The organism is Pseudomonas cannabina (assembly GCF_900100365.1).
Classification (GTDB): Bacteria; Pseudomonadota; Gammaproteobacteria; order Pseudomonadales; family Pseudomonadaceae; genus Aquipseudomonas; species Aquipseudomonas cannabina.
In genome coordinates, this window is the sequence record NZ_FNKU01000006.1 from 1 (window position 1) to 22973 (window position 22973).

Consider the following 22973-nt stretch of genomic DNA (forward strand, 5'->3'; position numbering starts at 1 on the left):
ATGCACACGTTCACCTGGGACAGTCGCAACCAGGAGGAGATTCTGGATTGCGACCACCTGTACCAGGAGGAGGACGAGGAAGACGGAACGGTCCACAGCTGAGCGAGGAAGAGGAGGAAGCGGCCTGCCGCGTTTCTCAGGAAGCAACGGAACAGCAACGCCAGCAGGCGCTACAGGCCGACGCCGGGCCGGAGCTGGAAAGCCCGAAACGCCGAGTACGAGCTGGACGAATATCCCGCCGTATGCCAAGAACCTCACCGTGTCGCCACCATCGCTGACATCGAGGAGCGAGGCCGACGCCTGTTTGATCCGCTCAAGAAGCCTTCTGACAACGCGCTGGTGTTCTACAGAGCACCTTCCGTCACGTCGATGCCCAAGGCAGCGACTGCGACAGCAACGCCTGGACGATCCACTGCCGGGCGTAGGCCAAGGACTTCCGGCAAGCCTCGCCCTCCCGCCAATGGCGGCCTGGTTCTGTCGTCCCGCCCTACGCCAAGAACCCCACCGGGTCGCCACGGTGGCTGACATCGAGCAGCGCGCCCGGATGCTGTTCGATCCGCTCAAGCGGCCCGCAGACAAGGCGCTGGTGTTCAAGCGCGCCTCGATCAAGGCCCTGACCGTTAACAGGCAGGCCTCGACGGTGGCCGCGTATTTCACGCGGGAAGCGCAGCACAACCAGATTGCCCCGGCTCATCGCCGGGCCATACGCCGGATCGATCAGCAGTATTACGCGCTCAGGCGCGCCGTGTTCTCCGATCAACGCTTAACCCGCCAGGACAAGGCGCAGCTGGTTTCCGTGCTGACCTTCGAACGGCTCAAAGCACGTGAACAGTTCCGTAACCCGAAACCCAACATCGAGGTAAATCTCATGGGCAGTGCAGCCATACGCAATCTTTTAGACGATGAAAAGGAAGACCCAGGCTTCAGCATCAGCGGTGCAAGAGGGCCTGGCCCAGAAGGCGTGCGTGACCGTGTGAAGCGTGTCATGGATCGCTTTGCCAAACAGGTTGATCCCGCCGCCGCCAGTCAGCGGGCCCGCGACCTCAGCGCCAAGGATCTTTACACACGCAAAGCCAAGTTCAGCCAGAACGTGCATTACCTGGACAAGCAGACCGACAAGACTTTGTTTGTGGACACGGGCAAAACTATCTCCATGCGCCGCACGGGCATTACCGAATCCGGGGTGTCGGTGGCCCTCCAGCTTGCCCGGGAGCGGTTCGGCAGCACACTGACCATCACCGGCACCGCCGAATTCAAAAAGCTGGTGATCGAGGCCGTGGCCAAGAACGGTCTGGACGTTCATTTCACTGACAAGGCCATGAACCAAAGCCTTGCGGCTCGTCGTGCAGAGCTGGACATTGAGCGTGGTGGCCAGAGCATTGGTCCTGCCACCGACTTGCCTCGGCACGTTGATGACGCCACACGGGACGTGCGGGACCAGGCGGATCGGATGGGCGTTACGGTGTCCATCGAAGCACTGTATGGCGAAGGCAAAACGGCTGAGCAGGTTAGCCAGGCGCTGGCCACCCAGCTGGACACCGTGCCGGAACCAGAGCGCGTTGCATTTGTGGAGACGGTGGCGATCACCCTGGGCATTCCAGAACGTGGCGTGCCCAAGGGCGACCAGGCGTTTGCACAGTGGCAGGCGCAGCGTGCGCAACCGGCTGCGGATGTTGCAGCAACGGCAACGTCTGAAGCGCAGGCCAACGTGCCAACGCCTTCAGACGCTGCGCCCGAGCCCGTTAGCCCGACAGTGGCCACCAGCACTGCGTCGGCGAGTCCAGAAGCCGCGAAGCCTGCACGGGCCGACGATCCGGACTTGCAGAGCCCCAGCGAGCTGGTGAGGCTTGAAGCACAATGGCGTCGTGATTTCCCGATGTCCGAAGCGGATGTCAGGGCCTCGGATACGGTCATGGGCTTGCGAGGTGAAGACCATGCCGTCTGGATCATTGCGACAAATGACAAGACCCCTGAAGCCGCTGCCATGCTGACGGCTTACATGGAAAACGACAGCTATCGTGAAGCGTTCAAAGCCAGCATCGTGGCCGCTTACAAGCAAGTCGAAAACTCGCCTAAGTTGATCGATGACCTAGACCACCTCACGGCGATGGCTGCGCAAATAGTCAATGAGGTGGAAGACCGTTTGTTCCCTGCACCTCAACCAGCAACGGGCCAGACAGCCCCGGTCAGGGGCAAAGTCATCGAGGGCACGCTGATCGAGCACGGGGAAGCACCCTATCAGCACAAGGACGACAACCAGATGAGCTACTTCGTGACGCTCAAGCCCGAGGGGGGTAGACCCCGCACGGTGTGGGGCGTAGGGCTGGAAGATGCCATGAAGGATTCGAATCTGAAGCAAGGCGACCAGGTACGGTTGCAAGACCTGGGCACTCAGCCTGTCGTGGTGCAGGTCATCGAAGAGGACGGCACTGTCACGGACAAAACGGTCAACCGCCGCGAATGGTCAGCGCAGCCGACCGCGCCTGAGCGGGAAGTGGCAGAGACCACGCCCAAGGGGCAGGCCGCAGCAGCCGGCACACCGGAGCTGTCATCGCCGGATGAAGATGACGGCATGAGCGTGGACTGAGCCGTCCGGTTACACCACCTCCTTGCCTGGAGGTGGTTCCCAGAAACCATTCGACGCACCTACAGTGAGCCACTACTATAGAAGCATATTTCTCATCCGGATAATCCAATTGGAAGTCAAAGAGCTTGTGCCGATGGCACCAGAAGCCTTCAAGGCTGAAATCAAACGTAGAGGCTGGGAGCCTGAGCTGCTGGCCGTACGCTGGGCCATGAGCAAACGCCGAGTGCATCAGATCATTGCGGATGGAGACCGGCCCAGGTACTACGACGATGCCGTGATGGCGCTCCCGGCAATCCTAAAATAGAAATATATTTCTTTATCTTTTGCGAAATATACTTCACAATTGCCCCATCAAGACGCAAAGTCCAAGGGGCATGTCGATGGAATATCTAGTCATTCTTCACACGGCACAGGGCTATGTTCGCACTCGCTATCCACGCCATATGCAGGCACAGGCTATCGCGCATTGGCAGGAATATGCGGCCACTGGCAAGAAAGCCAGCCTGATCATCGACTGATCGACCCGCCCAGCTCTTCGGGGCTCTCAAGCGGTTCCTGATACGCATCACAACCCCTCAATCATGTGCAGCGCTGAGCCCAGCGCTACGGCGCAGGGGGCAGTTTGCATCCGTTAAAGAGGTGAAGGACATGATTAACCACAGAACGCAAAAACTGCACGCTCAGCAGGTGCTTGAGCACCTGGCCCACGGTCTGGCACAGCCGATAGCGCTGCCCCGCGAGACCATTGAAGAAGCGCTGCGCGCAGCCATCATGGACGGACGACTTGAACCGGGTGAACGGCTTACGCAGCAAGCCATTGCCGATGCCTTCCAGGTCAGCCGGATGCCGGTGCGTGAAGCCCTGCGTTCGCTGGAGACGCAGGGCTACATCGCGACGGCGTATCACAAAGGCTATCGGGTCACGAACGGCCAGGAGTTGCCCCTGCACGGTCACCTGCCTGGCTTGCTGAGGTGCGTGGCAGAACGGCATACGCAGCTGGGCGACCTCGAAGCAAAAGTCGCCTTTGAAAACGAAATCCTGCGCGTCCTGGGCCGACTGCGTCCAACCCCGAGCGGATGCTCCAGTGAGGCGCTGTAGGTCTGGCAGTTCTGCATCCAGTTATTGGCACTGAAACGCTAACTGAGGAAAGACAACCATGACAAACCACCTTTGTGAATTCATCCGCAACGACAATGGCCGCAATGACGAAGCGTCTCTGCTGATCAGCCAGGATCGGCTCGACGGTGTGTCTCGCGACGGATGGGAGGCCAGTGCCGTCTGGCTTGACGCGGCTGATTTTCAGCGGTTCCGGCGCGGGCTTTACCCACGGCTGCTGAACAAATCGAGCGATGAAAGGCCGGTGGTGTCCAGGAAAGCGTCCTAGCTCGTTGAAAGCAGCGGATTTTGTAGGGCGAAAAGCGGAGGTCCCATGCTACTATCCGGCACAGTTTTATTTGCAGGAAAGCGACGATGTAGATTCACGAATCGCAGAAACCAAAAAGCCCCGGTTGGCGCCGGGGCTTTTTGGAAAATCCTGAACAGGCCGTTAGCAAGCGGATCACCTGTTCAACACACATAACGTGAGCTGATTATGGCGTTCACTGCGGCTTTGTGCAAGTCGTCAAAAGTGAAGCCTTCAGTTCACCGCTGAACGGTGGACTTATGGAAAAGATTCTTCAGCAGGCTGTGCCCCTTCTAAAGGCAGACCTGTACCCCCAGCATCACCAATACCTGACACGTTTTACCGTTGCGCATGGCCTTCATGGCCAAGGCGGTGAAGCATGAGGCACCTCAAGGCTGTCAGGCTCCCCCCTTCTGACCCTCACTCCGCTTTACGTCGCCCCGGTCGGGTAATGCCTGCCCGTTACGCGGCTCCCCGTCACCTCTCTGAACAACAGCTTAAAAATCCCCTGATCCGCTCGGCCTATGAGCGTCTGAGCAACATGGACCGCTACCGGGGCCAATACCTGCGCCGCCTGGATGGCGTTCATGGCGACAGGCGTACCCGGCGGGAGAAGTTTCTGGCCATCGAGCGCGTGGCCGAGCAGCTGCTGGTTCGCCTGGACCTGGCCACCAGCGTGCTGGGCTACATCGACCCCGACAATGGCCGCTATGTGCTTAACACTCAGTGTGGCATTGCCGAGGATGCGGGTATCTCTGCACCGGCGCTGTGTCGCTTGATGAAAACCCTGGATGATGCGGGGTATGTGTATCGTCGTATCGAGCGCATTCGCCTGGACGAGAAGGACGATAACGGTCTGCACCTAGTGCGCACCCGCGTCCTGATCCGCTTCACCAAGCTTTTCTGGAAAGACCTTGGCCTGGCCTATGTTCATGAACGCGTGCAGAAGTCGGCCAAGAAGCGTCGCGATGCTCAGTTGCGCGACATAGGGCAACAGCGCTTGGCGGACATGGAAAAGCACTCTCTGGAACTCCAGCGCCGTGAAACGTCGCGTCAGCGCTGGCAGGCCAAGGAAAATCGGGAGGCGGGCGTACCGGATACGCAAGATGTCGCGGACACCAGCACATCGCCGCCAGTGAGCAACACCGTGTCCAGTGCGCTGGATAGGCTCCTGGCGTCGAGGAGCAAAAAAGCCTAACAGGCCCCCACTTTGTCCGAAAACTGCATCCGCTCACGCGGAGGCATTGTCACGCCTGCGTTTTAAGGGCGGTGGGTGACCCTATGGCCAGGCATTGCAAGGACCGCACGCCGGTGCTGGTTGTGCCGTTTTTTAGCTGTGCCAACGGCTCTTTTTGGCCACGCCGGAGGTGGCGCACTGGAGTGTTTGAAATAAATGAAATTTTATCCCCCCTTCAGTTATCCCTTTCAGGAAAAACAGGGATTTACGCGGTGGGAACCCACCTCATAAAGCAGTAATGCACGCGCAAGTCGTGCCTTCGGCACGGCGCGTATGTCTGCGCCTATACGTCAGTGAAACAGCCTGTCTAAGCGGCCCAGGGCGATGAAGCTGCCCTGCCCTGGCCTGCGGCCACCCTACGGGCGCTAAGACCCGGATAAATCGGCCTGGAACGGCAAGCCGCCCCAGTCCTCAACCGGGCGCGTGTGCGCGCAGGCTGTTCAAATAATTATGTGCATGGTCAATCGCTCTTTGCCTTCAATGAAGGCATGCGTTTTGCGCAGTTGGTCGGCTTGAGTTGACGGGTGATGGCGGCACGCCGTTAACTGTACGTCCATGTATAGGAATTTCAATAATTCCTATACAAGGTAATCCGCCGAAAAAGGTCCCCTCGGCGTGATGCCAACGTGGCGTCGATGTCGGCAAAAAGCTTTTTTAACCCATCACCCACGCCGAAAAATGGATTGAAAGCGACTTTTCTGTACCTTTTCCAGATTTTGGACGCACCTCTCCCGTATCAGGCCGGCACGTACCTCAATTGCGCGATGCTTTGAGCGTTGTTGATCAAGCCCTGCACGGTCAGGCCGGCGATGGCTGCGGTATAAACCATCCGTGCTCCGCACAGCACGCAGCTGAACGGATCCCGCTGCAAGAACGCTTTGCTCATCTGCGCAAAATACAGTTTTGGCGCTTTGCCACGCCTTTCCATGCGTAGCGCCTCATACACCCGGGGTAGCTGTCGGCCACAGACGCGGTTGGCCAGAAATCCAAAATACCGGATCATCCGAAAGTGCTTCTCCGGGATGTGCTGCACCACCCGGCGCAGCATGTCGGTCTGGCTCAGCGTTTCCTGCTGATAGGTCTTGGTGCGGTGATCCAGGTAGGTGAAGCTCAACGTGGCCCCGCAGGTGTAGTGCGCCAATCGGCTGCCCGAGATGGGCGGTTTTTTCAGGTAGCGGCCCAGGTAATTGACGGTCTTTTTGCCGTTTTTCGTCTTCTTCGACAAGTGGATGTGCCAGTGCTGACCACCGGCGTTGAGCACAAGGTGACGCCAGTCATTTTCGCTCTGCAGATGAGCGTTTTCAGGTGGGACGGTGGTGTGCTCCCACTGACTGAGCAGGTACTGGCGTACATTCCACATCCAGCGCCGACGCAAGGCTGATGGATGAAACGACAGATCTTTCCAGACACCTGCGTCATCGATCCCACCCAAGGTGACCGAGACATGGATGTGTGGGTGCCAGTTAAGTCGCCGGCCGTAGGTGTGGATGGCGCAGAAAACACCCACTTCCACGCCCCGGCGTCGGCCCGCATAGAGCAGGTTGTCGACGGCCAGGCGACACAAGGCATCGAGCCAGTGACGGTTATGAAAGAACAGCGGCCACAGGGTGTCAGGCAATGTGAACACCAGGTGTTGCCAGGTACACTCGGGTAAGCGGTGCTGTTGATTGGCGATCCACTGATCGGTAGCTTTTTTGCCGCAGGATGGACAGGCGCGGCAGCTGCAGGTGTTGCACAGGTATTTGGCGTGCGGGCAGCTGTCGTTGCCGCAGGTGTAGTGTTTGACGCCCAGGATCGAGGTGCCGCAGGCCAGCATTTTGGTGACGGACTCGACTTCGATGTCGCGCAAGCCGCCCTCCTCGAGGAGGTGTGCCCAGCATTGATTGGCGGTGAAGAGGTTTTTGAGCGGTCGAGGTTTGTAAGCAGGCGGTGCAGAGGCCACGTCAGCAGGGCGGCTCCTCATCGTGGTGAATGACGGCGGTGATGACGAATCCGCCTGGCCCTTCTCTCATCGAAACGCTTACGCAAGAAGCGTCGGGAAACATGTCGTTCAGATACGTTGTCTGGCAGCAACTACAAAGATCGACATCACCCAAAGGATCGATATCGAAGAAAAAGTCGGTATCGGGAACGAAGGTGGTATGCCCGGCGCGTTGGAGACGGGTCTGCTTTGCCTTGGCTTTTGCCCGGCTCGCCCGTTTACGTTTTTTGGTCTCTGACGCCATGTGTAAGCCTGTGCTGAGGAGGGATCGACTCGATTTCGGCTATGATAACCGATTTCAAAATCCCACAATTTGCAGCCGCAGGCTGCCCAGTTCATACAGTTAACTCTGTTCCTGCCAGGTTCGCCTCATGAACGTCAAAATACTCGGCCGGTTGTGCGAATCCGGAAAGGTCATACCCTTCTACACTTTCAAAATCCCTGCCGGTTTTCCTAATCCGGCTGCGGACCACATCGAGCAGGACTTCTCATTCGACCGGCTGATGGACTTGCGCGCCCCTCACATTTACGTGGCCAAGATCGATGGCGACAGCATGGAGGGTGCCAAGATTTTTCATGACAGCCTGGTTGTCGTGGATCGCTCCAGAAAACCGTCCAGCGGGAGCATTGTCATTGCTGCCGTGAACAACGAGCCGCTGTGCAAAATTCTCATCCTGCAGGGTGACCATGTGGTGCTGAAGTCAGCCAACCCTGCCTATCCGCCTCGGCATATCCTGGAAGGTGAAGAGCTGTCGATATGGGGCGTTGTGCGACATGGCGTCACAAGCTTTGAGTAACAAGCCAACGCCGGTGTTTGGTCTGGTCGATTGCAACTCGTTCTACGCCAGCTGTGAGCGCGTGTTTCGACCAGACTTGGCCAAGGTTCCTATAGTTGTGCTCAGCAACAACGATGGTTGCGTTATTGCCCGCAGCTACGATGCAAAACCCTACGTGAAAATGGGCGCGCCCTATTTCCAGATCAAGGATGTTTTGCGTCGGTATGGAATCCAGTCGTTCAGCAGCAATTTTGGGCTTTAGTAAGTTAGGTGGAATGCTTTTGGACTACGCTGATTCTGTCGACGTTCTGGGGGATTGCCCATGGCCTCTACTGCCTCTTATGAGCACGTGCTTCACCGCTACCCCAGCGTTCAGGAATGGCTGACACTGCTCGATAACCTGGGAAGAGCGCCGGCTACTTTGGATGCGTACGGCAGGGGATTGGCGCATTACTTGCTCCACTGCGAAGCCTCCGGTCTGGAGGCTGAATCCATCACATTTGAGCAAGTCACGCTCTACATCCGTCGGCTACTGCCCGGGCAAGAAAACGCGGTGGCGAGTTCGACCTTGCACCAGCGCCTCACCGCGATCCGCCTGTGGTACGACCACCTGGTTTTTCAGGGGCGTTGCGCACGGAATCCGGTACCTCGCGGCCAGCACGGCCGCTTGTGTCAGGTCCCTGGACATTCAGGCTTTGTGAGAGGGCTGGTACCTCGCTTGATAAAGCTGCCCGACATCCCCACGGATGAGCAGTGGCGTTACTTTCTCAGCATCGCGGCCAGGTCGTCTATTCGTGATCGGCTTATGCTCTCGTTGGCGTACTGCGGTGCGCTCCGTCGTGCCGAACTGGTGGCCCTTAGAATCGAAGACCTGGATCTCGCCCATCGACTCATTTCAGTGCGCGCAGAAACGACCAAAGGCCGACGCAGCCGTGTCGTGTGCTACAGCCCTGACATTGCGCCGATACTTGGAACGCATCTTCATGCCCTTCGTCTGGCCGGTTGGTCGAAAGGAGCCCTGTTTCGATCCGAGTCTGATCGCAATCGAGGTTCGGCACTCACGCGGTGGACGTGGAGTAAAACGGTAGAAAGATGGGCCGCAGACTCAAATCTGTCATGCCTGAGCACACACACTTTTCGTCATCTGCGACTCACGCATTTGGCTCGTGCGGGGTGGAAACTGCATGAGTTGACGGCCTATGCAGGTCACCGGGATCCGAAGACCACCTTGATTTATGTGCACCTGTCGGGCGCGGACCTGACTGCAAAAATGGCGCATTCGGTGGGTAGTCTGGACGCCCGACTGTTCGCTGAACTCTTCAAGTCGGAGTAATCGTCACGGGAGCATTACTTACCATGAGCTACGTGCCATTTGATGTGGATCATTATGAGCGTCAAGAGAAACTGTCGGATCTGGAGCGAACTATACTTTCGAATCGTCGGTATCGTTCCGACTTGGCCTATCTACAATCGAGTGTACCCAGACTCGATGCATAGGAATTTCAAAATGCCTATGCATCAAGCTGACGCTTGGAAGGAGGCGTCATGCCTTCATAGCGATGTGTAGGAAGACGCTGATGCGTTACTTATGCAGTGAAAATCCCTATAAATCAGCGTTAATGCAGGTTATTTCACCGCGAAGCCTAGGTGCGGACGCACCTTCCCCCTGTCAGGGCTTCACGTACCTCATCTGCGCGATCGCCTGAGCGTTGAGGACCAGTCCCTGTACCGTCAGCCCGCTGATTGCCGCCGTGTATACCATCCGCGCGCCACACAGCACGCAACGGAACGGATCGACGTTTAGAAAGGCTTTGGCCATCTGCACAAAATACAGCTTCGGTGTCGGTCCTGGCGTCGCCATCTTCAATGCTTCATACACCTTCGGCAGGTATTTCCCACACACCCGATTGGCCAGAAAACCAAAATACCGGATCATCCGGAAATGCTTTTCCGGGATGTGCTGCACCACCCGGCGCAGCATGTCGGCCTGGCTCAGCGTTTCCTGCTGATAGGTCTGTGTGCGGTGATCCAGGTAGGTGAAGCTCAACGTGGCCCCGTTGGTGTAATGCGCCAGACGACTGCCCGAGATCGGCGGTTTTTTCAGGTAGCGGCCCAGGTAATTGACGGTCTTTCGGCCGTTTTCCGTCTTCTTCGACAAGTGGATGTGCCAGTGCTGGCCGCCAGCGGTCAGTATCAGACGGTGCCAGTCGCTTTCACAGTGGATGTGGGCCAGCGGCGGCGGCATCGTCAGTTGCGAAAGCGGCTGTCCCAGCAGGTAATCGCGCACCAGCCACATCCAGCGCCGCCGCAGGGCCTCTTTGTGGAACGACAGATTTTTCCAGACGCCCTGCTCATCCAGGCCGCCCGCGGTCACCGACAGGTGGACGTGGGGATGCCAGTTGAGCCGCCGTCCATAGGTGTGCAGCGCCCCGAAAATCCCGACGCGCAAACCGCGCCGCTTGGCGGTGTAGATCAGGTTATCGGCCGCCAGACGAAACAGCGCATCAAGCAGCCAGCGGTTGTAGAAGAACAGGGACCACAGCGTGTCGGGCAGCGTGAACACCAGATGCTGCCAGGGGCAGTCGGGCAGACGGTTGTTTTGCACGGCGATCCACTGGTCGGTGGCCTTTTTGCCGCAGGAAGGACAGGCCCGGCAATGGCAGGTGTTGCACAGGTATTTGACGTGCGGGCAGCTGTCGTTGCCGCAGGTGTAGTGTTTGACGCCCAGTATCGAGGTGCCGCAGGCGAGCATTTTGCTGATCGACTCCACTTCGATTTGGCGCAGACCGCCGGCCTCCAGCAAATCTGCCCAGCAGCCGTTGGCCGTGAAGAGGTTTTTGAGCGGTCGAGGTTTGTAAGCAGGCGGTGCAGAGGCCACGTCAGCAGGGCGGCTCCTCATCGTGGTGAATGACGGCGGTGATGGCGAATCCGCCTGGCCCTTCTCTCATCGAAACGCTTACGCAAGAAGCGTCGGGAAACATGTCGTTCAGATACGTTGTCTGGCAGCAACTACAAAGATCGACATCACCCAAAGGATCGATATCGAAGAAAAAGTCGGTATCGGGAACGAAGGTGGTATGCCCGGCGCGTTGGAGACGGGTCTGCTTTGCCTTGGCTTTTGCCCGGCTCGCCCGTTTACGTTTTTTGGTCTCTGACGCCATGTGTAAGCCTGTGCTGAGGAGGGATCGACTCGATTTCGGCTATGATAACCGATTTCAAAATCCCACAATTTGCAGCCGCAGGCTGCCCAGTTCGTACTTTTCCAGCTGCCTCCTGCTCAGAACAGCTTCGGTATAACACTGTTTATTTATTTCAATCTCTTTTAGAGTGATTTTTCTATCTTTTTGACTGGCAAGAGTAGATATTTTTCGCAATAGCTTATCGCCAGATGGGCCGGCGCTGATATGGTCAAGTGCTTCCTCTGCCTGTTCTTTGAATGTGTGAGCTGCTGTCGGTTCGCTACTGAGGGGGGCGATATAGATGCCTGGGTATCGAGACGGAGTGATCATGACTATCCTAAGAAGTTAATTGAGCTATATGATCGCTTGAAATTGCAACTATTGGCGCTACCCCAATTGTTGCTGACATGGTTTGGCAGGGAGTCCAATGGACCATCCAGGATTACCTGAAAATTACACTCCCGTGTGCATACATCTATGTCGTAGATATGTTGCGCTGCTTGAGTGGCCCTTGATATGGGTTCGGTTCCATACAAAGGTAACGTAGTGTGCAATCAGTCGAAAAAGGCATCCTCTGCGTGATGCTAAGGTGGCATTGATGTTGGGGAAACGCTTTTTTCACGCCTCATCGGCCTCTAAAAACGGGTCCTATGCGACTTTACGACGTGTTTCGTTAATGTCAGGCGCACTTCCCCCCCCCTCAGGTCCTCAGATACTTGGGGGTGAGAGAGAAAACGGACAAAATAGGGGTGGTTGCGGCTGTGAGCGAAATGACACCCTAAGCCGTTTCGCGATGCCTACGCACAATTTCAGTGACGGTGTTTTTGCTGATACCAAGATCTCGGGCGATCCACCTGTAGCTGCGGCCTGCTTCAATTGCTTCCATGACTTTTGGGTAAAGCTTTTCGGATTTTGGACGTACTCCCACTTGGCGCCCTAGCTTACGTCCTCGAGCACGAGCAGCCGCGAGACCTGATTTGACTCGCTCGCTGATCAGATCACGTTCGAACTCCGCAATGCCGTAGAGAAACTTCGCCAGCATCCGACCATGCGGGGACGAGAGGTAAGAATACGGCGCAAGGGCTGATTCTGCTTGTGCTGATCCGTGGATGGTGCGCGGGCAATTGCTGCCGATCATGAAGCTGCCTGGCGGCAGCCAGAACCTCCAGGCAGCAAAGATAGGAGGGGAGCGCCCACAGAATTCGGGAACATCGTGCGCTAAGCCTACGGCACCTATGCGCACTTCTTGTTCCATGGCTCCCCGTACCCATCAACGTCAGCTACAAAGCCGCCCTGTACTCCATCAGCTGGATTACATATCTGACCAGCGTCTGGCGTTGAGCGATCTGAGCCGTGCCTCCGTATATTGCGAGTTCCGTTCAGGCGGCTCACGAAGATTTGTTCCTGTATTCCCCGAATAACTTGTGCGAGGCGCCAATCCATGCTCGCGACGTATTGCGTTTTCTGACGGATATTCGTCTTCGTACTGCCCGATGCCAACCGTTCGGATTTCTTCCTCCGCCGCTCCGCTATCTTCGTCGACATCCGGTCGGCCTCGACTCACTCGGTATTGAGTACCTTGTAACGTTCTGGATGCATGAATAAGTTCATGACCGAGAAAGACGTAAGCAAGGCTTGGGTCAGGTTGCCCATTGACAGACTGATCATCGAACCGTATACCAAACCTAGAGTTATATCGTACCGCGACAGACTCGCCTCTCCCGGCTACAAAGGGTACAAAAGGGTCGCGAGTCGGCCGCGCGCAGCCAGTCCAGTGCCCTGGCATGTTGGCTTCCGAGCCCTGATCTGTCTTGGAGATGACCACCCGCTTCTGCGGATCCATTTCACAGGCGGCCTCAATATTGCGAATTACCGTCCGACCGGCGTGTCCTCTATTCAGCTCATCCAGCGCAGATGTGGTCTCCTTATAGTAGTCACTTCGATTCGGATTGCCTGTCGTTTCAATATAGATTCCAGTAAAGCTAGTTGGGTTAATGCGAGGCATGGGGGGGCTCCAGTTGATCATGGAGAGGTTGAGTGGCTTAACGTGGAAAATAGTTCCAGCCTCAACGGGCTCGCTTCAGAGAGCTACAAGGGCTGTATGTGGGGCCAGCGCAGCACATGCTTGACTTGCCGCTGCTTGACTTGCCGCGCTTAATGGCAGTAGTCAGCAAGTCTCTGGGGCGCGGTCGCAAGACGCCAAAGCATGATGCCGCGTACCAAGTTTCACTGTCTCGCCTGACCTTGGGTTGATTTTCCATTCCACATAAATGGCAACTTAAGCCAGAGCGTGATGGCCATCATAGAATCCATGGTACCTGCCGTTGAGGTTTTCAGCATCGATGAGGCGTTTGCAGACCTGACCGGCATGCCTGGCAATCTCACCGAGTTGGGAAGATCGATTCGAGCCAAAGTCCATCGCTGCACAGGTATTCCCGTGGGTGTGGGGATTGCACCGACCAAGACACTGGCCAAGCTGGCCAATCACACGGCAAAGCGTATCCAGGCGCACACCGGCGGGGTCGTGGACATCTGCGACCCTGTCAAACGTGATTGGGTGCTGCGCAATACCTCTGTCGGAGAGGTCTGGGGCATCGGTCGAAAGATGAAAGCGCATCTGGAGGGCATGCGGATTCTGTCAGCCAAGGACTTGGCCATGGCCGATCCCTGGATGTTGCGCAAAACGTTTAGCGTTGTGATCGAGAAAACCGCACGCGAACTTGCGGGTACCGCGTGCCTGGAGCTGGACGAAGTCGAACCGCCACGGCAGGAGATTTGTTGCAGCAGGATGTTCGGCAAGCGACTGACCGAGCTGGGGCCGATCAAGGAGGCGGTGGCCACGTACATGATGCGTGCGTCTGAAAAACTACGCGCCCAGGGCTCCGTGTGTAAAAAGATCAGGGTGAGTATCCGCACCGGCATGTTCAACCCTGACGAGGCCAAGTATGCGAATGGCGCACTGGTCCAGCTGCCCTACCCCACCAACGATGTGAGGGTGATGACCCAATACGCGACAGAGGCGGTTTCGCGGATATTTCGCCCAGGCTTTAGGGAGGCGCTGATTTATTCGATTTTTCGTCCCTGCAACGCTCTGGAGGCCTTGATTTATCTGGGGGCAACAGCTGGGTTTTAGAATAAATCAGCGTCTCCTTAGGTACAGCAAAGCAGAAGTGCTACTGATGGATATTTGCCAGCCAGGCGAATTTACCGATGACCTGTTCGCGGTCAATCAGTCGGTGAGTTCAGATCGACTGATGGCTGCTTTGGATTCAATCAACGGCAAGTGGGGTCGTGGGACTTTGCGCACTGGTTCAGTGCCAATGACGCCGGACTGGGGCATGCGGCGTGAGCTGATGAGCCAGAGCTACACGACACGGCTCGATCAGCTATGGGTTGTAAAAGCCAAGTAATCAAGCGCACCAGCATGGGACCGCTTCTGTTTTCTCGGTTGTTCCCGTTTAGGCGTTCGTTAAAGCGCCGGGTTGACATAATTGTTATTTATGAGATTATTGACCCACTACTCAGCCCCGTACGCAGCGATTAAGTTCGCTGGCCGTTGGGGTGAAAAAACCGGCCCATAGCCGGTTTTTTCGTTTTAAGGACTGAAAATCTTGCGCACAGCCTGTTTCGTAGACGGCTACAACCTGTTTTACGGCCTGCTGGCAGGCACACCGTACAAGTGGCTCGATATTCCTTCTCTTCTGGCTCACATCATTCGAGTAGAACGCCCGGACAGTACGCTCCAGGCCGTTAGTTTTTTCACTACCGGCGTAATGCCGACACTGGCCACTCGTGGCATCCTTTCAAAAGAGGCGCAGGACACATACCTGCGCGCATTGAAAGCGCGTGGAGTTGAGGTGTTTTATGGTCGTCACCAGCTCGAACCCAGGTACGCACCACGCTTTGTAGACAAAAACACGCCAGCATCAAGAGCTGATCAAATTGGCATCTGGAAGCTAGAGGAAAAGGAAACGGATGTTCATATCGCGATCAGTATGTATCGCCTCGCCGCTCGCCAAATGGTGCTGCCGCCTGAAGAACGTATACAGCAGATAGTCCTAGTATCGGCAGATACCGACATGACACCAGCGATGAGAGCAATCAGGGAAGATTTTCCTGACGTTCGCCTTGGTGTGATCTTACCCCATCGAGAGGGAGCAAAACGCACCGTTCCCGGCTCTCTAAAGCTCTATTCGGATTGGATGCGCCGTGTCGTAACGAACAACGAACTGGCCGAACATCAATTTCCGCCTCGCATACCAACTCGCAAAAAACCTGCCGATAAACCAAAATACTGGTGAATTCGATTGGTCCTGTTTAATTGTAGCGGCTCGCGTTTGAATTCAATGGAAAAGGTACGGCGTTGTTTGGTCATCAGACACCTCTATCTGGCGATATTCTCGCCTAAATGAGTGTCCGGAATCATTAGACCACTACACCAATACCCTTCACTTTACCCAAGAAATTTAGCCGTTTCTCAAGGCTTCAAGGCCGCTATCTATAGTCGAAGCGGCATCCACGATAGTCCGAACTGCAGCTCGATCGAATTCGTGATCACGCTGTGAGTCATGGGTCCCACCATTTAGGTAACGCCATTCGATAGAAGTCCCGCTTCTGTCGAGCAATGCATCGAGGCCCGCCAAGATTGCTTGCACGCCTTGGTGCGGGTTAGGGATTTTTCTCATGGCGCTCCGAAGCTTCACGCACTTGTTGTTCAGTTCCCAGTTGGCCCGTGGCCCCGAAAGCTTGATCTCAAGAGCTCCATCGTGCTTCTTGCCTAACCACGTCCAAGCTCGATCCGTCAGGCTTTCAATGGCTGCACGAGAGTGACGCAATGCCTCCCGCTTCTCCTCTGCATGCACGGAGGCCTGTGCCAGTAGCACATAGTTTTTGGTAGGAGGATCAGTATCGATGCGTAGGTGATACTCACCTTGATGAGGCAGGAATCGGTAGAGACGTATTTGCGATGCCCTCTCGGCCCCCAGCTCTTGCTGAATTCGGTGCAAAAACTCCTCGGCGTGAGAGGTCAAAATCACCTGTTTGTTGTCGAGTAAGCCACTTTCAAAGAAGGTACGCCAAATCCCATCACGGTGTTCATGCATAGGAATTTCAAAATGCCTATGCATCAAGCTGACGCTTGGAAGGAGGCGTCATGCCTTCATAGCGATGTGTAGGAAGACGCTGATGCGTTACTTATGCAGTGAAAATCCCTATAAATCAGCGTTAATGCAGGTTATTTCACCGCGAAGCCTAGGTGCGGACGCACCTTCCCCCTGTCAGGGCTTCACGTACCTCATCTGCGCGATCGCCTGAGCGTTGAGGACCAGTCCCTGTACCGTCAGCCCGCTGATTGCCGCCGTGTATACCATCCGCGCGCCACACAGCACGCAACGGAACGGATCGACGTTTAGAAAGGCTTTGGCCATCTGCACAAAATACAGCTTCGGTGTCGGTCCTGGCGTCGCCATCTTCAGTGCTTCATAGACCTTTGGCAGGTACTGCCTGCAGACCCGATTGGCCAGAAAACCAAAATACCGGATCATCCGGAAATGCTTTTCCGGGATGTGCTGCACCACCCGGCGCAGCATGTCGGCCTGGCTCAGCGTTTCCTGCTGATAGGTCTGTGTGCGGTGATCCAGGTAGGTGAAGCTCAACGTGGCCCCGTTGGTGTAATGCGCCAGACGACTGCCCGAGATCGGCGGTTTTTTCAGGTAGCGGCCCAGGTAATTGACGGTCTTTCGGCCGTTTTCCGTCTTCTTCGACAAGTGGATGTGCCAGTGCTGGCCGCCAGCGGTCAGTATCAGACGGTGCCAGTCGCTTTCACAGTGGATGTGGGCCAGCGGCGGCGGCATCGTCAGTTGCGAAAGCGGCTGTCCCAGCAGGTAATCGCGCACCAGCCACATCCAGCGCCGCCGCAGGGCCTCTTTGTGGAACGACAGATTTTTCCAGACGCCCTGCTCATCCAGGCCGCCCGCGGTCACCGACAGGTGGACGTGGGGATGCCAGTTGAGCCGCCGTCCATAGGTGTGCAGCGCCCCGAAAATCCCGACGCGCAAACCGCGCCGCTTGGCGGTGTAGATCAGGTTATCGGCCGCCAGACGAAACAGCGCATCAAGCAGCCAGCGGTTGTAGAAGAACAGGGACCACAGCGTGTCGGGCAGCGTGAACACCAGATGCTGCCAGGGGCAGTCGGGCAGACGGTTGTTTTGCACGGCGATCCACTGGTCGGTGGCCTTTTTGCCGCAGGAAGGACAGGCCCGGCAATGGCAGGTGTTGCACAGGTATTTGACGTGCGGGCAGCTGTCGTTGCCGCAGGTGTAGTGTTTGACGCCCAGTATCGAGGTGCCGCAGGCGAGCATTTTGCTGATCGACTCCACTTCGATTTGGCGCAGACCGCCGGCCTCCAGCAAATCTGCCCAGCAGCCGTTGGCCGTGAAGAGGTTTTTGAGCGGTCGAGGTTTGTAAGCAGGCGGTGCAGAGGCCACGTCAGCAGGGCGGCTCCTCATCGTGGTGAATGACGGCGGTGATGGCGAATCCGCCTGGCCCTTCTCTCATCGAAACGCTTACGCAAGAAGCGTCGGGAAACATGTCGTTCAGATACGTTGTCTGGCAGCAACTACAAAGATCGACATCACCCAAAGGATCGATATCGAAGAAAAAGTCGGTATCGGGAACGAAGGTGGTATGCCCGGCGCGTTGGAGACGGGTCTGCTTTGCCTTGGCTTTTGCCCGGCTCGCCCGTTTACGTTTTTTGGTCTCTGACGCCATGTGTAAGCCTGTGCTGAGGAGGGATCGACTCGATTTCGGCTATGATAACCGATTTCAAAATCCCACAATTTGCAGCCGCAGGCTGCCCAGTTCATCATCGATCGCGTTGACTACGTCGTCGAAAATCACGACAGGACAATTCTCGGCGAGGTTCTTGGCAAGGAGAATAGCGAGGCCCAGGCAACGAATGTGCCCCTCGCTCAAAATCATGAGTGCATCGAATCGTTCACTTGGTTGACCTACGAATTCGATCTCAATTTTGCCGTTCTCAGCCAATGGCAACCACAACGCATGGATCTGAGCAGGTAGTGGATCCTCTCGATTGAACGAGTTGTACAAGTCCCGGGCGCTTTCTGCCAGCCCTTGAAGGAGCTGACGTGGTAGGTCTGCAAGGTACCCCTGTAGCTGTGGAAGGTAAGCGTCGTAAGCCGCTTTGATTCGCTTGTGGTGCTCAACCACCAGGGCTTCCTGAGCGACGTCCTCGATCAACTGCTGGTTGCCCAGTTCAAAGTGTGCCACCGTTGCCTGGGCCTGCTCCAGCTCTGTTAAAGCCTGAGATCGCAGTAGACGGCATCGCTCAATCTCTATCCTGAAACTATCAAGTTGCTCACGCTCTTGGGCTAGCTGCTGTCTTTGTGCAGCTAGTTCGCGTGTATTGGCATCAACCTGCTCGATCCGGCTGATTATTTCGAGCAAGGCGCGCCAAGCTCTTCGATTATCATCAATCCAAGGCTGAAGCCATTGACCGCTGGATAATTGGGGCAATTGAGGGAGCTGGGACGTTTGAAGATCTTCATTGTAAACTTGAGATGCGGCTTTGATGGCACTCTGCATCTCCGCCAGCAATGCGCGAAACGCTTCGTCTAGATTCTGAGCGGCGACTTGTGCCTGTTGCTGGAGGGTATGGAGTCCAGCGAGTTCAGCTAGGCCCGCACGCGCGCGTTCGAATGGGTTTTTTCTGACCTGATCCAACCCTGTGCCGCATGCTGGGCACTCTGTTGCGCTCTCAGATAACTGGAGTACCGCGTTATAAAGGCTTGAAAACGATACCTCAGCAGCACGATCATTTAGAGGGCGCCGTGCAGCTTCACTTAGTTCGTGGAGCCGATAAACTTCGCTTAGCCTGTGATCGAGTCCTGTTGCTGTGGGTCCATGCACCACAGCAACAGGCGCCTCCAAGAGGCATTGCACATCCGCCAAACGGCCCCGAACTTCATTCGTCCCGAGCAGCCATACACTGCATGCCTGATAGGAATAGCCAGGTGAAATGCGTGCGGCTAATACATCCTCTATCTGAACCAGACCTGCAATACGTTGCTCATAGTTATCAATTATCTGCTGGGAGGCCGCGACCTGACTACGTCGTCCCTCAAGATCCGCTGCCTTGACGCCAAGTACGTTCAGGTTCTCATCCAAGCTAGGATTGAAACCACGTACGAACTCGCTGTACTGCTCAACGCCAAACAGAGTCGCTATCAACTGGCGCTGGTCACCTGGCGTTCTCGCCGCAATACGACCAAAGTCATCCAGTCGATTCTTTTCCACGAAGCAGAAACGGTATTCTTCGTCACTGGCCCTCAGCGCATCAGCCTCTGCACCGCCCACCGATGCCAGAAGGCGTGGTGCTACATGCCGCCCTAGGCGAGCATTGTTGCAATAGGCACGGTGGTCAAAACGCTTCGCTCCGGCCTCACTGATAGATCCGAGCATTGCTGTCTCAAGCGCTTCAAAGAAGCTGCTTTTGCCTGTGCCATTCGGCCCATAGACCAAGGTAATGTCGTGGCTTAGGTCAAATACTTCAGCCTGCATGAACCCGCGAAATGGGCCTACCTCTAGACGCTGAAGGCGCATCTGCTTGCGGTCGATGGGCGCATGTGCAATGTCCGGTAGGTGTGGATCTACACTCGGAAGGTGTTGGACCGCAAGCGGGGCCAACCGGACAGACCGTGCTCGCCGATTCGCGCCTACCTCTGCCAACTGCTCGAGATTATTCATGACGAGATTGGCCATCCTACGGACGTCGTCATTCACGTCCTGATTTGCGAGATGCCCTAAGGAGACGCTGAACAATTAACCCGTTCGCACCGTCCCCATTTCCAAGCCGGTTTTTTTCAACCTGCCGGCCTTATTTTACGTTTCTCGAGCAGATTTCTGCCCTCATTTTGCTGAAAGGCGGGCCAGTCCCGCCTTTCAGACGGATTTATCCTGCCGTCTGTTGTAAATACCGCTTGGCCAGCATCAGATTGGCCAACCCAAACAAACTGAACAACTGCGCTGTATTCTTTTCCAGCCCACGGTAGCGAACCTTGCGATGATTGAAGCGCACCTTGATTACCTGGAAGGGGTGCTCGACCTTGGCACGCAGTTGCGCCTTGGCATATTCAATTTTGCGCTTGACCCGATACAGCACGCTGCCTTCGCCGTGCTGCTTGTAACTGCTTGGCCGTTCTGCAATCGACCAGATAACGTCCCGTTCAGCATGCTCCGGTCGCTTGGCCGCACCGGTGTATCCAGCGTCACCCGAAACATAGGTTTCGTCACCGTGAAGCAACTGGCCAACCTAGGTGACATCCGCCACGTTAGCGGCCGTCCCTACTACGCTGTGCACCAGCCCCGACGTGGCGTCTACACCAATGTGGGCCTTCATCCCAAAGTGCCATTGATTGCCTTTCCTGGCCTGATGCATCTCAGGATCACGCTTGCCTTCTCGGTTCTTGACCGAGGGCGGCGCGGCGATCAGAGTAGCGTCGACGATAGTGCCTTCCTTGAGCAGCAGCCCCCGGCTGGCCAGATGCTGGTTAATCGTTTCAAACAGCAGCCGGGTTAGCTGATGGACTTCCAGCAAGCGGCGAAAACGCAGCAAGGTGGTGGCATCCGGTGCAGACTCGCGACCCAGGTCGATACCCATAAAACCGCGGATGGCCTGGCTGTCGTAGACGGCATCTTCGCAACCTTCATCGGAGAAACCGAAACACTGCTGCACGACGTACATGCGCAACATGCGCGACACCCCTATCGCAGGGCGTCCGCGCTTGCCTGCGGTGTTGCTATAAAACGGCGCCACTTGCGCCTCCAGCAGGGCCCAGGGCACCAACTGTTCAAGGTCAGCCAGGAAGCGATCTCGGCGAGTCTGCTTTTTCTTGCCGGTATATTCGAGTTCGGAGAAGGTCTTCTGCACGCGCGTAACGCTCACGGAGAGGGAGGCTGTTGAAGGAACTTAGTGTGCCAAGGGTGGGGACAGTTGGCTATTTTTGCAGCGCCTCCCTAGTGTGATGTTTTCGAAATAAGTTACTTATTGCCTGCGGTTTCAAGTGCTTCACGCGCCCGTTGAATTTTGTTCAGAATCTCCTCTCCCTTTGCGTTCCAAACGTATCGGGTCGGCTGAGCATTACGTAACGCCATGAACGCTGTAATGGAGCTCTCCAGCTCGCGAACCGAGGCAAAACTGCCGTCGCGAAGATACACCGTGATGTCTCGAAAGAAGCGTTCAACCATGTTCATCCAAGAGCTGGAGGTCGGCGTGAAATGAATATGAAAACGCGGATGCTTCGCCAGCCAGGCCTTCACTGCGGCATGCTTGTGGGTCGCGTAGTTATCGACGATCAGATGAAGCTGGAGGTGTTTGGGCGTTTCTTTATTGATCTTCTTGAGAAAGGCCAACCACTCTTGATGCCGGTGCTGACGCTCGATGCTGCTGATCAATTTTCCTTGGAGGTAATGCAGTGCGGCGAATAACGTGACCGTGCCATGACGGGTGTAATCATGGGATTTAGTCTGGATATGACCGATGCCCAAAGGCAAACCCGGCTGTGTTCGCTCCAACGCCTGAACCTGGCTTTTCTCATCACAGCACAACACTAAAGCCTTATCCGGTGGGGCCAGATAAAGCCCGATCACATCCCAGAATTTCTCCTCAAACTGCGGATCGTTGGACAACTTGAATGTGCGCGTCAGGTGGGGCTTTAAATCATTGGCAGCCCACAGCTTATGGACGGTGGTCGAGGAAATACCCGCCGCCTTTGCCATGCTCCGACAGCTCCAGCGTGGTTCTCCGATGCGAGGACGGGTGACCTGTTCCAGGACACGGCGAACTGTCTCGGCAGGCAAAGATGACTTGCGTCCACGCCCAGGTTCGTCGACCAGTCCGTCCAGTCGACGAGCCTAGAAACGCTGGCACCAGAGCGTGATCGTTGGGCAGGAAAAGCCCGTCAAACGTGCAATGTTGTCTCGGGTTTCACCTTCGGCAGCCAGCAGGATTATGCGTGCTCGACGACCCTCTCGCTGAGGTATGGTGGCAGAGCGAACGCGTCGTTTGAGTTCGATCGTTTCTTCAAGGCTAAGCGTGATGTCCAGAGCGCTCACGATAAGCTCTCCACGGCTGGGATGACATCTGAAGTGTAGCCGAAAATAACGAAAAGATATTTCGCGAACAGCACACTAGGTGGGGTTTTAATTTTCTTCCAAGCCTGCCACGTTAAATGAAACGTGATGGGCTTACTCCCGCGCTGCCCTTGTCAGTAGGTCCTTTGAAACCTTCAATGACGGTTTCTCTTTGGCCTTCCCAAGTACATATACGGACCCGACGCGCTCACGCTGCGTGATAGCTAACAACTTCCACCCTTCCTGCTGGATTAGCTGATTGGCTTCTTCAACGCCCAGTGCTTCCACCAGTTGAAACGCTTCATGTAGCTGCATTAATAATCCCCTATATACTGACTGGCGGTTTTAGGCTCGCCCTCACCCAAGTATCAGATCTTAACCTTAGCCTGGTTCTGTGCCCAGACACGCTTTACCTGACTGACACTGACCCCGGCCAGCCGCGCAGTCTCCGCAATGCTACACCCACCGCTTTTAAGAGCGATGACCCGTTCATGCATTTTGGTGTTCGGTTTACGCCCAGCGTATCGACCGGCGCACTTGGCCAAGTCTATGCCTTGGCGCTGTCGCTCTCGCCGGTCCTCGAAGTCGTCACGCGCTATTTGGGGTCGGTTCCGGCTGGGGGCGAAATGACACCCTAAGCTTTTCGCCGTTGGGCCAGAGATA

General features: G+C 56.1%; 19 protein-coding genes and 7 pseudogenes. 12 read left to right on the top strand and 14 right to left on the bottom strand.

All coding sequences use genetic code 11. The features are described 5' to 3' along the window. The 7 genes and pseudogenes from BLT55_RS34300 to BLT55_RS29795 form a co-directional block, all read left to right on the top strand. Window positions 1–228 (top strand): annotated as a pseudogene (locus BLT55_RS34300) (hypothetical protein); the annotation flags it as partial. Window positions 229–517: 289 nt separating this feature from the next. Next, window positions 518–2587, top strand: a complete 2070-nt coding sequence (locus BLT55_RS29775; protein WP_341845505.1) for an LPD7 domain-containing protein — start codon at window positions 518–520, stop codon at window positions 2585–2587. Window positions 2588–2696: 109 nt separating this feature from the next. Then, a complete protein-coding gene (locus BLT55_RS29780) occupies window positions 2697–2891 on the top strand; it encodes a hypothetical protein (protein ID WP_139206529.1) in 195 nt (64 codons plus the stop codon). Window positions 2892–2967: 76 nt separating this feature from the next. Further along, on the top strand, window positions 2968–3105 hold the full coding sequence (locus BLT55_RS33670) for a hypothetical protein (protein ID WP_167359992.1): 138 nt from the start codon (window positions 2968–2970) through the stop codon (window positions 3103–3105). A gap of 130 nt (window positions 3106–3235) precedes the next feature. Beyond that, window positions 3236–3685 carry a GntR family transcriptional regulator gene (locus tag BLT55_RS29785; RefSeq protein ID WP_074801934.1) on the top strand — a complete coding sequence of 150 codons (450 nt, stop codon included), beginning with the start codon at window positions 3236–3238 and terminating at the stop codon, window positions 3683–3685. A 58-nt stretch (window positions 3686–3743) separates the two neighbouring features. Continuing rightward, on the top strand, window positions 3744–3971 hold the full coding sequence (locus BLT55_RS29790) for a hypothetical protein (protein WP_054098253.1): 228 nt from the start codon (window positions 3744–3746) through the stop codon (window positions 3969–3971). 469 nt (window positions 3972–4440) lie between these two features. Continuing rightward, the gene (locus BLT55_RS29795; protein WP_074801937.1) at window positions 4441–5187 is read left to right on the top strand and encodes a hypothetical protein; all 747 of its coding nucleotides are present in this window, start codon (window positions 4441–4443) and stop codon (window positions 5185–5187) included. A gap of 775 nt (window positions 5188–5962) precedes the next feature. Here the strand turns inward: BLT55_RS29795 and BLT55_RS29800 are convergent. Further along, window positions 5963–7189 carry an IS91 family transposase gene (locus BLT55_RS29800; protein WP_074801940.1) on the bottom strand — a complete coding sequence of 409 codons (1227 nt, stop codon included), beginning with the start codon at window positions 7187–7189 and terminating at the stop codon, window positions 5963–5965. Continuing rightward, window positions 7170–7451, bottom strand: coding sequence for a hypothetical protein (locus tag BLT55_RS29805; protein ID WP_074801749.1), 282 nt, complete (start codon window positions 7449–7451; stop codon window positions 7170–7172). The genes BLT55_RS29800 and BLT55_RS29805 overlap by 20 nt, the downstream gene beginning before the upstream one ends. A 127-nt stretch (window positions 7452–7578) precedes the next feature. On the opposite strand from BLT55_RS29805, the gene BLT55_RS29810 reads away from it, so the two are divergent. The 3 genes and pseudogenes from BLT55_RS29810 to BLT55_RS29820 all read left to right on the top strand — a co-directional run bounded on the left by BLT55_RS29810 (window position 7579) and on the right by BLT55_RS29820 (window position 9316). Continuing rightward, entirely contained in the window at window positions 7579–8004 is a 426-nt protein-coding gene (locus BLT55_RS29810; RefSeq protein ID WP_055000516.1) for a LexA family protein, read from the top strand. Further along, window positions 7982–8242, top strand: a pseudogene (locus BLT55_RS29815) (Y-family DNA polymerase); the annotation flags it as partial. The gene BLT55_RS29810 and the pseudogene BLT55_RS29815, both read left to right, overlap by 23 nt. 63 nt (window positions 8243–8305) lie before the next feature. After that, complete coding sequence (locus BLT55_RS29820) at window positions 8306–9316, top strand: tyrosine-type recombinase/integrase (protein WP_024960197.1); 1011 nt, start codon at window positions 8306–8308, stop codon at window positions 9314–9316. 336 nt (window positions 9317–9652) lie between these two features. Here BLT55_RS29820 and BLT55_RS29825 read toward each other — a convergent pair whose 3' ends face one another. The 5 genes from BLT55_RS29825 to BLT55_RS29845 form a co-directional block, all read right to left on the bottom strand. Further along, window positions 9653–10882, bottom strand: coding sequence for an IS91 family transposase (locus BLT55_RS29825; RefSeq protein ID WP_074801624.1), 1230 nt, complete (start codon window positions 10880–10882; stop codon window positions 9653–9655). After that, on the bottom strand, window positions 10863–11144 hold the full coding sequence (locus tag BLT55_RS33200; RefSeq protein ID WP_057424767.1) for a hypothetical protein: 282 nt from the start codon (window positions 11142–11144) through the stop codon (window positions 10863–10865). Before BLT55_RS33200 ends, BLT55_RS29825 begins: the two co-directional genes overlap by 20 nt. A gap of 54 nt (window positions 11145–11198) precedes the next feature. Further along, entirely contained in the window at window positions 11199–11492 is a 294-nt protein-coding gene (locus tag BLT55_RS29835) for a M91 family zinc metallopeptidase (protein WP_223862848.1), read from the bottom strand. Window positions 11493–11940: 448 nt separating this feature from the next. Beyond that, window positions 11941–12417, bottom strand: coding sequence for a recombinase family protein (locus BLT55_RS29840; protein WP_223862849.1), 477 nt, complete (start codon window positions 12415–12417; stop codon window positions 11941–11943). 57 nt (window positions 12418–12474) lie between these two features. Then, window positions 12475–13167, bottom strand: coding sequence for a M91 family zinc metallopeptidase (locus BLT55_RS29845; RefSeq protein WP_074801946.1), 693 nt, complete (start codon window positions 13165–13167; stop codon window positions 12475–12477). A 255-nt stretch (window positions 13168–13422) separates the two neighbouring features. Between BLT55_RS29845 and BLT55_RS29855 the strand changes: the two are divergent. Both BLT55_RS29855 and BLT55_RS29865 read left to right on the top strand, forming a co-directional pair. Continuing rightward, window positions 13423–14572: pseudogene (locus BLT55_RS29855) on the top strand (Y-family DNA polymerase); the annotation flags it as partial. 201 nt (window positions 14573–14773) lie between these two features. Then, complete coding sequence (locus BLT55_RS29865; RefSeq protein ID WP_055000661.1) at window positions 14774–15463, top strand: NYN domain-containing protein; 690 nt, start codon at window positions 14774–14776, stop codon at window positions 15461–15463. A gap of 165 nt (window positions 15464–15628) precedes the next feature. On the opposite strand, the pseudogene BLT55_RS29870 reads toward BLT55_RS29865, so the two are convergent. The 7 genes and pseudogenes from BLT55_RS29870 to BLT55_RS29910 form a co-directional block, all read right to left on the bottom strand. After that, a pseudogene (locus BLT55_RS29870) lies at window positions 15629–16258 on the bottom strand (ATPase); the annotation flags it as partial. A 180-nt stretch (window positions 16259–16438) separates the two neighbouring features. Next, window positions 16439–17668, bottom strand: a complete 1230-nt coding sequence (locus tag BLT55_RS29880; protein WP_074801953.1) for an IS91 family transposase — start codon at window positions 17666–17668, stop codon at window positions 16439–16441. Beyond that, window positions 17649–17930: a hypothetical protein gene (locus BLT55_RS29885; RefSeq protein WP_057424767.1), complete on the bottom strand. Its 282-nt coding sequence runs from the start codon at window positions 17928–17930 to the stop codon at window positions 17649–17651. The genes BLT55_RS29880 and BLT55_RS29885 overlap by 20 nt, the downstream gene beginning before the upstream one ends. A gap of 54 nt (window positions 17931–17984) precedes the next feature. Further along, complete coding sequence (locus BLT55_RS29890) at window positions 17985–19940, bottom strand: AAA family ATPase (protein WP_104442826.1); 1956 nt, start codon at window positions 19938–19940, stop codon at window positions 17985–17987. A 190-nt stretch (window positions 19941–20130) separates the two neighbouring features. Continuing rightward, window positions 20131–21108: pseudogene (locus tag BLT55_RS29895) on the bottom strand (IS5 family transposase). 110 nt (window positions 21109–21218) lie between these two features. Then, window positions 21219–22292: pseudogene (locus BLT55_RS29900) on the bottom strand (IS630 family transposase). Between the two features lie 386 nt (window positions 22293–22678). Beyond that, a pseudogene (locus BLT55_RS29910) lies at window positions 22679–22912 on the bottom strand (helix-turn-helix domain-containing protein); the annotation flags it as partial. Window positions 22913–22973: the final 61 nt, after the last annotated feature.